The organism is Pontibacter ramchanderi (assembly GCF_002846395.1).
GTDB classification, from domain to species: Bacteria; Bacteroidota; Bacteroidia; order Cytophagales; family Hymenobacteraceae; genus Pontibacter; species Pontibacter ramchanderi.
The window spans coordinates 36,850-52,452 of record NZ_PJMU01000002.1 but is presented as its reverse complement, the minus strand read 5'-3'; the positions used below and the strand labels follow the sequence as shown (position 1 = coordinate 52,452).

12 protein-coding genes are annotated in these 15,603 nt (G+C 50.7%); 5 read left to right on the top strand and 7 right to left on the bottom strand.

The annotated features are described in order from the left end of the window. Nucleotides 1-27: 27 nt before the first annotated feature. Complete coding sequence (locus BD749_RS07005) at nt 28-720, bottom strand: TIGR02117 family protein (protein WP_180336345.1); 693 nt, start codon at nt 718-720, stop codon at nt 28-30. 223 nt (nt 721-943) lie between these two features. Between BD749_RS07005 and BD749_RS07000 the strand changes: the two genes are divergently transcribed. From BD749_RS07000 to BD749_RS19355, 4 genes are all read left to right on the top strand, one after another. Beyond that, entirely contained in the window at nt 944-3,490 is a 2,547-nt protein-coding gene (locus BD749_RS07000; RefSeq protein WP_101444685.1) for a M14 family metallopeptidase, read from the top strand. A 167-nt stretch (nt 3,491-3,657) separates the two neighbouring features. After that, the gene (locus BD749_RS06995; protein WP_101443703.1) at nt 3,658-4,182 is read left to right on the top strand and encodes a DinB family protein; all 525 of its coding nucleotides are present in this window, start codon (nt 3,658-3,660) and stop codon (nt 4,180-4,182) included. Nucleotides 4,183-4,276: 94 nt separating this feature from the next. Then, nucleotides 4,277-5,716: an SLC13 family permease gene (locus tag BD749_RS06990; RefSeq protein ID WP_101443702.1), complete on the top strand. Its 1,440-nt coding sequence runs from the start codon at nt 4,277-4,279 to the stop codon at nt 5,714-5,716. 36 nt (nt 5,717-5,752) lie between these two features. Continuing rightward, a complete protein-coding gene (locus BD749_RS19355) occupies nt 5,753-5,935 on the top strand; it encodes a hypothetical protein (RefSeq protein ID WP_180336344.1) in 183 nt (60 codons plus the stop codon). Nucleotides 5,936-6,711: 776 nt separating this feature from the next. On the opposite strand, the gene priA is transcribed toward BD749_RS19355, so the two are convergent. The 6 genes from priA to rpsF form a co-directional block, all read right to left on the bottom strand. Further along, nucleotides 6,712-9,243, bottom strand: a complete 2,532-nt coding sequence (gene priA / locus BD749_RS06985) for a replication restart helicase PriA (protein ID WP_101443701.1) — start codon at nt 9,241-9,243, stop codon at nt 6,712-6,714. A gap of 144 nt (nt 9,244-9,387) precedes the next feature. Then, nucleotides 9,388-11,454: a thioredoxin domain-containing protein gene (locus BD749_RS06980; protein ID WP_101443700.1), complete on the bottom strand. Its 2,067-nt coding sequence runs from the start codon at nt 11,452-11,454 to the stop codon at nt 9,388-9,390. Between the two features lie 112 nt (nt 11,455-11,566). Beyond that, on the bottom strand, nt 11,567-12,547 hold the full coding sequence (locus tag BD749_RS06975; RefSeq protein WP_101443699.1) for a GSCFA domain-containing protein: 981 nt from the start codon (nt 12,545-12,547) through the stop codon (nt 11,567-11,569). A 108-nt stretch (nt 12,548-12,655) separates the two neighbouring features. Then, on the bottom strand, nt 12,656-13,099 hold the full coding sequence (gene rplI / locus BD749_RS06970; protein WP_101443698.1) for a 50S ribosomal protein L9: 444 nt from the start codon (nt 13,097-13,099) through the stop codon (nt 12,656-12,658). 13 nt (nt 13,100-13,112) lie between these two features. Next, nucleotides 13,113-13,364: a 30S ribosomal protein S18 gene (rpsR, locus tag BD749_RS06965; protein ID WP_068838643.1), complete on the bottom strand. Its 252-nt coding sequence runs from the start codon at nt 13,362-13,364 to the stop codon at nt 13,113-13,115. Further along, nucleotides 13,364-13,732: a 30S ribosomal protein S6 gene (gene rpsF / locus BD749_RS06960; protein WP_076670074.1), complete on the bottom strand. Its 369-nt coding sequence runs from the start codon at nt 13,730-13,732 to the stop codon at nt 13,364-13,366. The genes rpsR and rpsF overlap by 1 nt, the downstream gene beginning before the upstream one ends. Nucleotides 13,733-14,345: 613 nt before the next feature. Here rpsF and BD749_RS06955 point away from each other — a divergent pair. Continuing rightward, complete coding sequence (locus BD749_RS06955; RefSeq protein WP_101443697.1) at nt 14,346-15,578, top strand: c-type cytochrome; 1,233 nt, start codon at nt 14,346-14,348, stop codon at nt 15,576-15,578. The last annotated feature ends 25 nt before the right edge of the window (nt 15,579-15,603 follow it).

Genomic DNA, 15,603 nt, shown 5'->3' with positions numbered 1-15,603 from the left:
ACCCGGGGCTTTTATTTTTATACCTGATCAGTCCCGAAGCTGGCGCATCACGGAGAAGGAAAATGGAGCCCAGAGAGCGGCCCGGTGGCCCATAGCTTTTAAGCCACCGTTTACCCAGCCATTGCAGGTCTTAAAGAGGTGAAACTTACCGTTAGCTTCGTAGAAATTATCGCGGGAGTGGTAACCACGGCCTTCAATTAATTGGAATTCGCCATTGGGCTGTTGCTGAAAGCTGTCCAGAATATATTGCACCAGCGCCTGATACTGCTCTTGACTTAGCAGTACGGGCTGTTGGTATTTGTTCTGCCGGAGCGGTTTGGCAATGTACTCTACATGCATGGCGGTGCGGGTGGGCCAGAAGAGGGATGTGAGGGCGGTGGTCAGAGTGAGGTCTCTCCACTCAGGCGTCTCCATGTAAAACCGCCGGTCGCCCCAACCGAAACCGACGTGTGTAAAAGAGCTGTCGGCGCCGGCATAATCCTGCAGGTATAGCTTGTCGCGCCAGTCAATGATGTCTGTTTTCACGGGCAATACCAGGTCGGTGTGCACGCCGTTGTCTGTCACAAAGATCTCTATACCTTCTGTGGTTTGCGCATAGCTGCTGTTTACAGGTATACTGCCCAGTATGAGGCCGGTTAGCAGGTATAGCACCGTCATCAGGGCCAGTCCTGATAAAAATGCCAGAAGGCCCTTGCCTGTATTTCGCCAGAACAGATACATTGCCAGAGGTACACACATAAAAAGTCTGATGCCAGGTATAGAAAGTAAACGGAAGCCTGCCTGCTAAAATTCCACAAAGATCCTGTGCTTGTTTGTTCGACAAGGTATAGCTGGAACCTTGAAGGCGCAAAATTGTCAATTTCAGCTTTTTTGCGCAGATTGTGACTTTATTTTCTACACCATTTACATACCCTCTCTAAAGAGTTACATCATGCAAAACATCATGAAGCGATTGTTCGCTTTTGCCCTCGTGTTGCTGAGTTTGCAAACGGCCCTGGCACAGCAGCAGGCCCTGCAGACACCGGCGCAATTCCTGGGCTATACCCTGGGCCAGGAGTTTACGACCCACGCCCGTATCACAGACTATGTACTATACCTGGCGCAGCAGGCCCCGAACCGCATCAAGGTACAGGAGTACGGCAAAACTTACGAAGGGCGCCCGCTGCTGCTTGCTTACGTGGCCAGCGACGAGAACCTGCCGCGCCTCGAGCAGATCCGCGAAAACAACCTGCGTCAGGCAGGTATAGCCAGCGGCCAGGTGGAGGGCAAACAGCCGGCTATACTCTGGATGAGCTACAACATTCACGGCAACGAATCGGTAAGCAGCGAGGCCGTGCTGCAGGTGCTCTACGACCTGGTAGACCCCAACAACCAGCAAACTAAAAAGTGGCTGGAGAACACCGTCGTGATTCTGGACCCGTGCGTGAACCCGGACGGGCGCGAACGCTATGTGCAGTGGTATAAGCAGACGCAGAACCGGGGGGGGAACGCATCGCCTTATGCCTGGGAGCACTACGAGCCCTGGCCGGGCGGCAGACCAAACCACTATTACTTCGATCTGAACCGCGACTGGGCCTGGCAAACACAGATCGAGTCGAAGCAACGCATGGCGCAGTACAACCAGTGGCTGCCGCAGGTGCACGCCGATTTCCACGAAATGGGACCGGAGCAGCCTTACTATTTCTCGCCAGCCGCCAAGCCGCTGCACGAGAGCATCACCCCGTGGCAGCGCGATTTCCAGTACACCATTGGCGACTACAACCGCAAGTATTTCGACCAGAACAACTGGCTCTACTTCACCCGCGAGAATTTTGACCTGTTCTACCCAAGCTACGGCGACACCTGGCCTACCTTTAACGGCGCCATTGGCATGACTTACGAACAGGGCGGCTCTGGTCGGGCTGGTCTGGCTTACAAAAAGCAGGACGGCGACACACTCACCCTCACAGACCGCATCGCCCACCACCACATCGCCAGCCTCGCAACTTTGCAGGCCACGGCCGAGAAAGCTGATCAGCTCACGCAGGAATTCCGCAAGTACTACGACAACAACTTGAAGAAGCCGGGTGGCGACTACAAAACCTTTGTTTTCAAGGCCGATGCCCGCAGCGCCGGTAACCTGAAAGCACTTACTGATTACCTCGACCAGCAGCAGATTCAGTATGGCTATGCAGGAAAGAACAGCTCAGCAAAAGGCTATAACTATGCTACCGGCAAAGAAGAGAATGTGAAGGTAAGCCAGAACGACCTGGTGGTGAGCATGTACCAGCCCAAGTCCACGCTGGTGAAAGTGCTGTTCGAACCAAACTCTAACCTCGAGGATTCCCTCACTTACGACATCACTTCCTGGGCCATGCCTTATGCCTTTGGAGTGCAGGCCTATGCCCTGAAGAGCCGTCTGGAGGCAGGTAGCCAGAAGCCAGCCAAAACAGCAACTGCTATAAAAGTAGAGCGCCCGTTTGCGTACCTGGCCCGCTGGAACAGCCTGCAGGATGTGAAATTCCTGACCGAGCTGATGGCGCAGAAAGTGAAAGTGCGCATGTCGGAGAAGCCATTTGAGATGGAGGGCAAGCAATACGACGCCGGTACCCTGATCATCACCCGCACCGGCAACGAAGGCATGGGCGACAAGCTGGATGTTGTGGTACGCGCTACTGCCGAAAAACATGGCGTGCTGCTGCAGGCATCCACGACAGGCTTTGTGAGCAGCGGTGCCGACTTTGGTTCAGGCAGTGTTCGTTTCCTCAAAATGCCAAAAGTGGCTGTGATGTCAGGGGAGGGTGTGTCACCTTATGCCTTTGGCGAAATTTGGCACTACTTTGAGCAGCAGATCGGCTACCCGGTAACGGTGCTGGGCACCAACTACTTCGCCAACGTGCCGCTGCATGAGTTCGATGTGCTCATTCTTCCAGCAGGTTCTTACGGCCGCGTGCTGAACGAGCAAACGCTGGAACAGGTAAAGAACTGGGTGCGTGGCGGTGGCAAGCTAATCGTGCTCGAGAGTGCCGCAGGTTTCCTGGCTGGCAAAAAAGATTTCAACTTACAGAAAAAGAATGGGGAAGAAGCTTCTGAGAAAGAAAAAGCCAAAGAGACCAAGGAAGACCCTTATCGACTCCTGCGTGCTTACGGCGACCGGGAGCGCGATGCGATTTCAGAAGACGTGCAGGGCAGCGTGTTCCGCGTGAACCTCGATAAAACCCATCCGCTGGCCTTTGGCTACGGCGACACCTATTATGCCCTGGTGCGCACTTCCGATACCTTCAGCTTCATGAAAGATGGCTGGAATGTGGGTGTACTCAAGAAAGACAACTACGCTACAGGCTTTGTAGGAACCAAGGCAAAAGAGCGACTCAAAGACGCGCTGATCTTAGGAACACAGCCCATGGGCAGAGGGCAGGTCGTATACCTGGCCGACAACCCGCTGTTCCGCGGTTTCTGGCACAATGGCAAATTACTCTTCGGTAACGCGGTGTTCCTGGTAGGGCAATAGCCATTTCCCGTGTTACTCTCTCCGAGCAGCAGGTATAGAACCAATCGCAGCAAGGGCCTGGCTCATATGAGTCAGGTCTTTGTTTTTATCTATAAACAGAAACAGTATACGTGTATAATTTGTACCTTCACGTATACCTATAATCCTACTACCAAATCTCCTAAACTATGGATAGAATGATCAGTGCGCCCAATCCGGCTGAGTACGACGAGTTTTTCAACAGTTATATCACCAATGCCAACACCGATGATCTGTTGTCGGCGCTGGCGGCAAGCGAGGAGTACATCGTCAATTTCATGCTTTCCCTTAAAGAACAACAGTTGCATCACCGTTACCAGCCCGGCAAGTGGTCGATCAAGGAGATGCTGGTGCACATGGCCGATACCGAGCGCATTTTCGCTTACCGGGCCCTCTGCTTTGCCCGAAACGATAAAACCGAACTGCCCGGTTTCGACGAGAACGCCTACGCAGAGCACAGCAAAGCCGATGCACGCGCGATCACGTCCATACTGGCTGAGTATGCCGCTGCCCGCCAATCCACGATCGAGCAGTTTAAAGCCTTTGATGACGAGATGCTGAGCCATACAGGTATAGCTAGTGGGCGTAAGGTGTCGGTGCGGGCGCTGGGTTTTGCCATTCTGGGGCACGAGATCCATCACCTCAACATCATTAGGCAGCGTTACTTAGTCTAGCCAACACTGCTATACCTTGCGCAGGTATAGCAGTTATTTTTCTTCATAGCGATAATCCAGTAAGTTATGCTGGCTTATCGCTATATTTATATCCATGACGCTCACCCGAAGAAATATAGGCTTGCTGCTGGCGCCTCTGCTGGCTCTTACGATGTGGTGGCTCACAGACGGACTGGAGCCCCAGGCCCGCAAAGTGGCCACGATCATGGTCTTTTGCCTGGTCTTCTGGATGACCGAAGTGATTCCGCTTTCCATGACGGCTTTCCTGGGTGTGGTGATGGCCATCCTGACTGGTATAGCCAACATCAATACCGCTTTCCAGAACCTGGGTCACCCGATCATTCTGCTTTTTATAGGCAGCTTTTTGCTGGCCCGTTCCATGACCCGCCACGGCCTCGACAAACGGATCGCCCTCTTTATTCTATCTCGCAAGGTTTTTCAGAAAAGCCTGTTCAGCATGTTCCTGGGCTTCTCGCTGGTGTCGTATGTGCTGTCGATGTGGGTGAGCAACTCGGTTACGGTAGCCATGCTGCTGCCGCTTACCATTGGGGTACTGCAACTTATTCAGGATCCAGCTTCGCGCAAGGGGCCGGCGCCTTATTTCCTGCTTGGCATTGCGTATAGTGCTTCGATTGGGGGCATCAGCACGATCATTGGTTCGCCTCCTAACCTGATCGGGGTGAACTATCTGGCTAAGGAAGGCATCAGCATCGATTTTTTGCAGTGGATGATCATGACGCTGCCCATTTCGCTTTGTATTTATGCGCTGATGTTGCTGTATGTGCGCTGGTGCCTCAAAACCTTCAAGTTCAGTTCTGCGGGTATACAGGCTTATGTAGAAGCGCAGAGCCGTGAGCAGCATCCCGTTTCGAAGGGCGAACTGATTACAATGGGCGTGTTTGTGCTGGCAGTGGTACTATGGCTGAGTCCGGGAGTGTTTAACCTGCTGGGTTTGGAAGAAGCCTATACCTTTATGAGCACTTATTTTGCCGAAAGCACGGTGGCGATTCTGGCTGCACTGCTGCTATTTCTGATTCCGCCTGGGCAGGAGAATGGGGGAGAGGGCACCCTCACTGCCTCTGATCTGGTGCGCATTGACTGGGACACGATCCTTTTGTTCGGAGGGGGTATGGCACTGGGGCAGTTGGTGGTCAGTTCGGGCCTGGCCGACATCATTGGCGCAGGCATAATTGCTTTTGTGGACCCGGCGCAGTTAGTACTGCTGGTTTTCGTGCTGGTAGCAGGTGTGGTGCTTCTAACCGAAGTAAGCTCCAATACAGCGATTGCTATTACATTTGTGCCGATCATTATCGGAATCCTCAACCAATTGCAACTGCCTGAGCTTTACCCTGTACTAGGGGTAGTGATAGCCTGCAGCATGGCCTTTATGCTGCCTGTGGCAACACCGCCAAACGCCATTGTATACGGAAGCAGACAGGTGCCCATCGGCACCATGGTGCGGACCGGGTTGTTTCTCAATCTCGTCAGTTCAGTCATCATCACAGCCTGGGTTATTTTCTATATGTCCCGCTAAATTTATACCTTCTTCTTTATACCTAAATACAATTTTATGCCTAACCAGAGAATGTTCAGAATACTGCTTGCTGTTGCCTGCTTCGTGTTTGCGGGTGTTAAAGGCTGGCAGATCTTACAGGGAGAGTACGAGTGGATGGATATCTTTTTCCTGATCGCGTTCCTGGGCTTCGGGATCATGTACGTGGTGCTGCTCAGCAAGAACAAACCGCAGGAGTAGGGAGGGGGTAAAAAGAGAAAAACCTGAAAGTTAAAAAATATCTTGGTAGACATTCCCAACTTTCAGGCTTTCAACTTTTAGCCAAAGGTACTCCTTATACGCTCTTAATCATGCCGAAGGTTACAGCTGCTATTGAAAAATGAAATATTTTTCTGCGACGTTCGTTGCATGGGCATTTCTCGTTTCTGGTTGATCACGCCTTTTATTGAGAGCCCTAACTCAATGAGTAAGCTTATAAGTGGTTGTGGCTCTTTTAGCTAATTCTAAGATATCTTACCCCCATTGTTTGTCGAAGGCCCCTATTCAGAGGAGCTTCTGCTGCTGCTCAGGTATAAGTGCTGTAGTTACTGTATACCGGTGCACGATTAACATCCCACTGCCCCCTTCAAAGGGGGACTTCTGCTACTACAAGTCACTGTTTATAGCTTCGTAGTTACTGCTTTGCTATACCGGGTCGAACCACCTCTGCCCCTCCTTGTCTTTTATAAAGGACCCCTACCCCTAAGGGGAATTTTCTTTAACTGCAAATCAACAGGTATAAGCACTGTAGACCATGACCACTAGCAGGTATAGCAAGACAAAAAGAAGGTGCCCGCCGCACAGGCGAAGCTATAAAACAAGAAAGTCTCAGGTATAGGAAAGCAAAAGCTAAGCTAGGTATAGACAAACCTATGGATTTACCTGACACTTGTGCCAGAGGCCCCACTGAAATAGACATGAGCGCAGATGCTCAACCTATAAGCCATACCTTGCCTTAACTTCAATAGAAAAGCAATCTAAGCCGGATCCACATCCGCCACAACCCTCACCCCCTTAAAATCAGGCAACAGGTACAACTGCTGTATCACTTTGGCAATCGCCTGTTTGGCGGCTCGCAGATTCGTATTCTCACGCGGGAGTTTCACATGGATTTCGTTAAGGAATAGATTCCGGATCTTGAAGATGTACGGCACTTCCGGTCCTAGCACTAATTGCGAACCTAGCTGGTCCGTCAGATCCTTGGCCAGTACAATGGCTGCATTTTCGGAGGTTTTCTCGTCGGCGTGCTTTACCGTAATCCGGATCATGCGGGTAAAGGGAGGGTAGCCGAAACGCATGCGTTCCTCAATCTCGTGCTCGTAGAGTGAAGTATAGTCGTTGCTATGTATTTTGCGAAAGATCGGCTGTAGCGGGTCGCGTGTCTGGATGAGTACCGTGCCGGGCTTGCCTTTGCGACCGGCCCGGCCGCTTACCTGCACAAACAGTTGGTAAGCCCGCTCGTGCGCTCTAAAATCAGGAAAGTGGATGATGCTGTCGGCGTTGAGGATGCCTACCAGGCTCACGTTCTCGAAGTCCAGGCCTTTGGTGACCATTTGGGTGCCGATCAGCACATTAGTTTTGCCGCTCTCGAAGTCAGCGATGATCTGCTGGTAGCTGTTCTTCTTTTTGGTCGTGTCCAGGTCCATGCGCTGCACCTCTGCGTTTGGTAGCATCAGCTTCAGGTCGTCTTCTACTTTCTCGGTGCCAAAGCCCATGCTCTTGAGTGTTGTGGCGCCACAAGCCGGACAATCGTGCGGCATGCGCTCGTGGTAACCGCAGTAGTGGCAGCGGAGCTCGTTGTTGTACTTGTGATAGGAGAGACTCACGGCACAATGGCGGCACTTAGGTATCCAGGAACACTCGTCGCAGCTGACAAATGGGGCGTAACCGCGGCGGTTCTGGAACAGGATCACTTGCTCGTGCCGTGCCAGTCGCTCTTCAATGGCCGTGATCAGCTTGCCCGAAAAGTGACTGTGCATGTTCTTGCGGTGCTGCTCTTCCCGCACGTTGATCAGCTCAATGGTCGGAAGTTGTGCCTCACCGAAGCGCTTATGCATGTTAACCAGTCCCCAGCGGCCGGTTTTGCAGTTATAGTAGGTTTCGATGGAGGGCGTAGCAGATCCAAGTAGCGTTTTGGCTCCTTGCAGGTGCGCCATCATCAAGGCTGTTTCACGGGCATTATACCGGGGAGCCGGATCATACTGCTTGTAGCTGGGCTCGTGCTCTTCATCCACGATGATCAGCGACAGGTTATGGAATGGCAGGAACACCGCCGAGCGCACACCCACCACCATCTGGAAACGACCCGACAGCACGCCCTGCCATACCTCGGCCCGCTCGTTATCGGAGAACTTTGAGTGGTAGATGCCCAGTTTATCGCCGAATACTTTCATCAGGCGGGTCACGATCTGGGCCGTGAGTGCAATCTCAGGGAGCAGGTATAGCACCTGACCGCCAGCCTCCAGCGCATGCTTGATCAGGTCGATGTATAGCTCGGTTTTGCCGCTACCCGTCACACCATGTAGCAGCACCGTGTCTTTCTCTTTAAAGAGGCCCAGAATTTCGTCTTTCGCCCGCTCCTGGTCCTCCGACAGCTTCATGGGCTGCAGTGGCACGGTGTTATCCACCGGGAAGCGCGAAATGATCTGGTCGAACTGCTCCAGCACGCCTTTTTTAATGAGCGAGTCAATGGAGGACTTGGAAAGGTGCGGGTTATTGGCCAGCACACTCTTTTCTATGCCTGCCACATTGAGGTGGATGTTCTGGTGTACCGGCACCTTCTGCAGGTAGTTGAGCAGGATGTCAAGTTGTTTGGGTTTGGCGGCCAGCTGGTTGAAGAGTTCTTCCAGCATGCCTTCTTCCTGCACAAAATGCTCTGTCAGCCGGATCTTCTTCACCACTTTCGGGGAGAAGCGGTCGCTTACCTGCTCAAATATGATGATCGCCTCCTTCTGGATCAGCGATTTGATGTACTTGTGGTAACTTTTTACCTGCAGCAGATTGCCTACTTCGGTAAAGGTCAGGGCCGGGTTTTGCTCCAGTGCATAAATGATCTTGGCCTCCTGCGCCGCCAGCGGAATATCGTCCTCTTCCGGGTTAAAATGCGGGTGCAGCTGTATGCGCGATTCGCTGCTGAGCTTGAGTGCCGAAGGCAGGGCCGCATTGATCACCTCACCGATGGTGCACATGTAGTAGTCGGCGATCCAGCGGAAAAGCTTGAGCTGTGGCGCCGTCACGATCGGCTTGTCGTCGAGTACATCCAAGATATACTTGGCCTGATAGTCGGCAGGGGCGTTTTCGTGGATGTCGGCTACGATGCAGCTCAGCACCCGCTTAGCCCCAAACTGCACAATCACCCGTGCGCCCACCAACACCTCGTCGTTCATCTCGAAAGGGATGCGGTAAGTATAGAGCTTTGGCAGCGGCAGCGGCAGAATCACGTCAGCAAAAAGCGTGACGCGGTCCACGGCTGGCTCCGGCGGGTAATTGAAATTGAGTAACTCAGACAAGGGTGCAGGTATAGGTTATAGATGCAAATGTCGCAAAAAAGCATGGAATTCCCGAAGGCTTTCCGGAAGGTATGGCGATCCCTGTTGCATGCCCGCATAATAAGCCATACCTGCAATTCCAATCATGCAAAGATAATTCTATACCTACAGCGACGGAAACTTAGGGTTTTCGCCACTGCCCTTCTGTAGCTGCTCAAGCGCCTCAGCAGCCGTATGCACCGGCAACTGACAGGTCTTGTTATAGCACACATAAACTGTTGTTTGCCCACCTATGTCACTGCGATCCTTCAGCAGCGGAAGCGCACTATGGTTTTCGGTACCAGCCAGCAGCATATTCGGGATGTAGAAGGAACTCAGCTCTGAGCGCATTTCCGGCGCCTGGTGTCCTACAATGGCCACTTCGGCTGTGGGCTGCAATTTATGATAGTACAGGCTGGCCCAGTTACCCATGTGGCTTGGCTCTTTTATGACCAGTTCTTTTACCTGCGCCAGCATGGTGTCGGAAAGCTGCTGGTAGCGCTCATCATCAAAGTATAGCCCGAGCAGGTATAGGTTGGTCGCCATCACGGAGTTAGATGACGGAATGACATTATCAAGCAGCTCTTTCTTGCGGGCCACCAGTTTCTCTGCGTTTCGGTCGGTGAAGAAGAACAGCTGCTCCTGCTCGTCGAAGAAGTTGGCCAGGGTATAGGCCGTGAGCTTTTTCGCTTCCTGCAGGTATTTTTCCTCGAAGGTGATTTCGTATACCCTGATCAATGCCCGTATTAGCAGCGCGTAGTCCTCGAGGAAACCATCGATGGTGGTGTTGCCTTTTTTGTAGTTATGATATAGCCGATCGCCTCGTTTTAAATGCTGCAATATAAAATCGGCATTGCGCACAGCCAGGTGCAAAAAGTGTTTGTTACCGAAGGTATAGTAGGCATCTGCTAAGCCCTTGAGCATAATGGCGTTCCAAGAGCAGAGAATCTTGTCGTCCAGTCCCGGACGAATACGTTCGGACCTCACTTCCAGCAGCTTCTCCTTCCAGGTCTTCACCATTTCCTCCAGCACCTCCAGCTCCAGTTCGTTCTCTTTGGCAAAGTGCTCATCGCTGATGCGCCGATGGAGGATGTTCTGGCCGTGCTCAAAATTGCCGGTCGTGGTCACGTGGTAGTATTTCGACAGGATAGGCTCTTCTGCTCCGATCAGGTCCTGCAGCTCTTTGCGCGTAAACACATAGAACTTGCCCTCCACACCTTCGCTGTCTGCGTCGAGCGACGAGTAGAATCCGCCTTCTTCGCTCAGCAGCTCACGCTCTGTAAAAGCAATGGTCTCGTACACAACTGCTTTGTAGAGTGGCTCCTTCGTAAGTTGGTAGGCCTCGGCATACAGGCTAATCAGTTGGCCATTGTCGTACAGCATCTTCTCAAAGTGCGGCACCAGCCATTTCTGGTCCACAGCGTAGCGGGCAAAACCACCTCCAATCTGGTCGTAAATACCGCCATAGGCCATTTCATGCAACGTAAGGTTGAGCTGCTTGAGCGCTGCATCCTGACCGGTGTGATGATAATAGCGGAGCATGAACAGCAGGTTGGCGGGCATCGGAAACTTGGGAGCCGTGCCAAAGCCACCGTGTTTTTTATCGAAGTGCCGGGCTAGATTTTTGTACAGTTCCTCAAACTCTTCTTCGTTTACTGCAGTCTTACTTTTTCTGATGCCATACCTGCTCAGTTCACTCAGGTTGAGATGCTGCGCAAACTGCTCCGCCGATTTGTTCAGCTCCGGGCGGTTCTTTGAATAGGCCTCGGCGATATTGAGCAGCAAGTTGACCCATTGTTCGGGTGTGAAGTATGTGCCGCCATAAAAAGGCTTTGCTTCTGAATTCAGGAAGACATTGAGTGGCCAGCCTCCCTGAAGCCCCATCGCCTGTAAGGCGTCCATGTGCAAAGCGTCTACATCCGGCCGCTCTTCCCGGTCTACTTTGATGCACACGAAGTGCTTGTTCATCACCTCGGCAATTTTCTCGTCTTCAAAAGACTGGTGCTCCATGACGTGGCACCAGTGGCAGGCGGCATAGCCGATGCTCACTAAGATCGGTTTGTCCTCCATTTTGGCTTTCTGGAGTGCCTCTTCGCCCCAAGGGTACCAGTCTACCGGGTTGTATGCGTGCTGCAGCAGGTAGGGGCTGCTTTCGTTAATCAGTTTGTTCGGTGAGTTCTTTTTTTTGGCCATTGTTATTGTTTTGCAGCTTTTGGCATTCTATACCTACGGGTTAAGCAGGCAAAAGTATGCTATAGCTACAGCGAGGCGCGAAATGGCAGGGGAGAGGCCGTAAACCAAGCGGCTACGAAATAAGCTGTTGCCGCAGCCCTTTTTCCTCGGCTGAGGTATCCAGCTTATACCTGGTTGAGAGCTCTTGTAGCTGAAGCAGCGTGGTTTTGACAAAATTTTGGTGCGCTTCAGAGTCAGGGTGGAAAGGCCTGTGGGCAATGGCCCGGCGCATCTTTTCCCATGCTTTTAAAAATTCCCTGAAATCCTCGCTCAGGTATGCATGCACAAACTTTTCCCAGATATAATCTTCGGCTACTTCCGTTGGGTGCACCATATCGCGGCCATAGAAACGATAATCGCGCAAGTCATCCATCATAATCTCGAAGGCAGGGAAGTAGTGGGCCTGCGTGTGGGCAGTGCTAAGTTCGTGACAAAGGAGGCGCAAAATGGATTTGCTGACGCTGTTGACCTCAATCGTTTCTTTGATATGGCGTACCGGGCTTACGGTGTAGAGTACCTGCAGCGAAGGGTTAAATTGCCATAGTTCCTCCAATGCCTGGTTGGTATCGTCTAGGAGCGTGTTGAGAGGGAGAAGCTCTCGATTGAATTCCCTGGCGGGTATTTTGTGGCAGTTCGCGACCACCTCTCCTGTGCTCTTCGAGCGATAACCCACGGACGTGCCAAGCGTGATGATCAGAAGTCTGGCTTGCTGCAGGCTATGGCGTGTAAGGGCCAGGCGTTCCTCGATGTTCTTTAGTAAAGTATCGCGTGAAGGGGAGGAGAGAGAGGAGTGCAGGTCATAAGCATACCAAATGCCGTTGTGCTGCACCAGATGATCGGCTAGGGTATGGGCTTCGCCTATAGTGGCCCGTAGCAGTTTATTTACCGAAAACGGGTTGAAGATCGTGCCGAAGGGGTTTACCAATACCTGCGCCTTGTTCTGCTGCAGCCTATTGCCAATAACCTCTGCAAAGCAGGAGCCCATCGTAACAATTCCGCTCGTTAGATTCAGCGCAAGGTCACTGACAGGTATATGAAGCTCAGTCCGAAACATAGGTATAGGTATAGATATAGGTATAGCGCAAATTAACCTGAGGCAGGGAATAAAAAAAGCGCCCTGCTTTTCGGGCAGGGCGCTCTGTATGCTTGGCAGCGGCTGAAATTACTCAGCTACTACGTTAAAGCGGATCTGGTGCTTCACTTCTTTGTGCAGGTTCAGCGTGGCAGTGTACTCGCCGGCTGTTTTCACGTCCTGATCGAAAGAAATGCGCTTGCGGTCTACATCGTGACCTTTCGCCTTAAGGGCTTCAGAAATCTGGTTAGTCGTAACAGAACCGAATATCTTACCAGTCTCACCTACTTTAGCAGGGATTTCCAGTGTGATGTCACCGATCTTGTTAGCCAGTTCCTGCGCATCGTTCTGGATTTTCTCCAGTTTGTGGGCAGCCTGACGGATGTTCTCAGCTACGATCTTCTTGTTGGTTTTGTCAGCCAGCACTGCCAGACCCTGTGGGATCAGGTAGTTACGGCCATATCCTGGCTTTACAGTAACGATATCGTTCTTGTAACCAAGGTTCTTAACGTCATCTTTAAGTATTACTTCCATGTTCGTTACCTCCTTATTTTAAAGAATCAGTTACATAAGGTAAGATAGCCAGGTGACGTGCGCGGGCAACAGCCTGGGCCACTTTACGCTGGAACTTCAGGCTAGTGCCTGTTAATCTTCTTGGAAGAATCTTGCCCTGCTCGTTTACAAACTTAAGCAGGAAGTTGCCATCCTTATAGTCGATATACTTGATACCGCTCTTCTTGAAGCGGCAGTATTTCTGACGATTTTCTTGCTTGTGTACTCTTTCGTTAACTAGGCTCATTATGCTTTAACCTCCTCTTTTTTAGCCTGTGATTTGAACTCACCTTTTCTTCTGCGCTCGTTGTAAGCAACTGCGTGCTTATCAAGTGCTGTAGTCAGGAAGCGAACAACTTTTTCGTCGCGGCGATAAGCCAGCTCAAGCACATCAATTACAGTAGATGGAGCCTTAAACTCGATGAGGTGGTAGAAACCAGTAGATTTCTTCTGGATTGGGTAAGCAAGCTTACGCAGACCCCAGTTCTCTTCGTGGATAATGTCGGCGCTATTTTCCTTAAGCACCTGTCTGAACTTCTCGACCGTTTCCTGCATCTGCGTCTCGTTCAACAGAGGCGTCAGAATGAAGACCGTTTCGTAATTTTTTAATTCCATTTGGTTATGAGAATTTTTTTGTTTTAAGGTGCAAATATACGGCAATGATTCTGTAATACAAAAACTTGCCTTAAAATAAAATGCATATCAGCCAATGCTGCTAAGTAATTCGCAGATCTGCTGCCCATACTCCTCCTTGCTTATAACACGGGACACCAGCAGTATTACAAAGCCAGGGCTTTTGCTATATATTATAATATAGGTTTACAGTCAGCGGAAAAGGAGGATGGAGGAGTGTAAAAAAGTATAAGCAATCAAATAATGGCTAACGACAACAAAATCAGCGTTTTATAAGTTCAAAGGTTGGTGCGGTTAAAATAGGGTATAAAACAAGATAAAACAGGATAAATCAATGTGGAGATTGGCCTGATTAACTGGGCTTATTTAGAATAATTTTAAATAAAAAAGTTGATTCAGTTAAAAGAATGCAGAAAATAGCCCTTAAGTGATTGTACTTAATGGGATATTGTGTATAGGGGTAAAAATAAACATATAATATTTGATTAATGGGTTTCAGGTAGTAGATTTGTGCCCGTAAAGTAAATTCACCATTATACTAAACACAAGCGTCCTGGCTATGATTAGCTGTATACAAAGAGCAAAAACCAAATTCTTGATTGCCTTCTTGTTTGCCTTGGCGGCCTCTTTTGGAGTGTCGACTACAGGGTATGCGCAAGGCGCAAGTCTGCCTGTAGATGATGCAGGTATTGTAAGTGCAGGCGAGTCCCTGTATAAGAACAACTGCGTGGTTTGCCACTCTGTGGGAAGCGATGTAGTGGTTGGTCCTGGTATGAAAGGCGTGAACGAGCGTAGATCGCAGACATGGCTGCTTAGCTGGATCAAAAACTCACAGGCGCTTATCGCTTCAGGTGATAAGGATGCGGTTGCTATTTACAACCAGTTCAATAAGCAGGCAATGCCTTCTTTTGCGTTCTCTGACGATGAAATCATCTCGATACTAACCTATATCAAGTCTGCAGAGTCTGCTGCTGCCGAGGCGCCTGCCGCTGGCGAGGCTACGGCTGCTGCTCCTGGTGAAAATGTTGGTACGGATGCCGTTGGTGCAATTGGTGGTTACCTGGACATTGTGCTGGTAGTGCTAATTGTAGTGTTGATCGTGCTGGTTGTGACACTCCTTTTGATCACATCGGTACTGAAAAACTACCTGAATAAAAACAAGCAGCTCGATGAGTACGATGCTGAAATCGTAAACCAACGCTTCGACTTCTCTAAAATATATAAGTCTAAGGCCGTACGCACTCTGGTTGTTCTGATCTTTGTGATCGTGCTGATCGACTTGACGCTTGACAAGGCAATGGGTGTTGGTATACAGCAGGGTTATGCGCCAACGCAGCCAATCGCTTTCTCGCATAAACTGCACGCTGGTGAGCACCAGATCGATTGTAACTACTGCCACACAACAGTATACGAGAGCAAGAGCGCCAGCATTCCTTCCGCTAACATCTGTATGAACTGCCATAGCCAGATTAAGGCTGAATCACCAGAGATTCAGAAAATCTACAAAGCAATTGAGCGCAACAAGCCAATCGAGTGGGTGCGTATCCACAACCTGCCTGACCTGGCTTATTTCAACCACGCACAGCACACACAAGTGGGTGGCGTAGAGTGCCAGACCTGTCACGGACCTATTCAGGAAATGGAAGTAGTGTACCAGTACTCACCGCTCACAATGGGCTGGTGTATCGACTGTCACCGCGAAACTCCTCTTAACACAGAAGGAAATGCATATTATGACAACCTGGTGAAACTGCACGAATCAACTACGAAGAGTGCCTTCACAGTGTCATCAAATGGTGGTGCAGAATGTTCTAAGTGCCACTACTAATCAGTAACAATTAAGGATTCGAGTT

Coding starts and splice junctions, on each gene's coding strand:
- BD749_RS07005 (WP_180336345.1), bottom strand. CDS start 720: ATGTATCTGTTCTGGCGAAATACAGGCAAGGGCCTTCTGGCATTTTTA.
- BD749_RS07000 (WP_101444685.1), top strand. CDS start 944: ATGAAGCGATTGTTCGCTTTTGCCCTCGTGTTGCTGAGTTTGCAAACG.
- BD749_RS06995 (WP_101443703.1), top strand. CDS start 3,658: ATGGATAGAATGATCAGTGCGCCCAATCCGGCTGAGTACGACGAGTTT.
- BD749_RS06990 (WP_101443702.1), top strand. CDS start 4,277: ATGACGCTCACCCGAAGAAATATAGGCTTGCTGCTGGCGCCTCTGCTG.
- BD749_RS19355 (WP_180336344.1), top strand. CDS start 5,753: ATGCCTAACCAGAGAATGTTCAGAATACTGCTTGCTGTTGCCTGCTTC.
- BD749_RS06980 (WP_101443700.1), bottom strand. CDS start 11,454: ATGGCCAAAAAAAAGAACTCACCGAACAAACTGATTAACGAAAGCAGC.
- BD749_RS06975 (WP_101443699.1), bottom strand. CDS start 12,547: ATGTTTCGGACTGAGCTTCATATACCTGTCAGTGACCTTGCGCTGAAT.
- rplI (WP_101443698.1), bottom strand. CDS start 13,099: ATGGAAGTAATACTTAAAGATGACGTTAAGAACCTTGGTTACAAGAAC.
- rpsR (WP_068838643.1), bottom strand. CDS start 13,364: ATGAGCCTAGTTAACGAAAGAGTACACAAGCAAGAAAATCGTCAGAAA.
- rpsF (WP_076670074.1), bottom strand. CDS start 13,732: ATGGAATTAAAAAATTACGAAACGGTCTTCATTCTGACGCCTCTGTTG.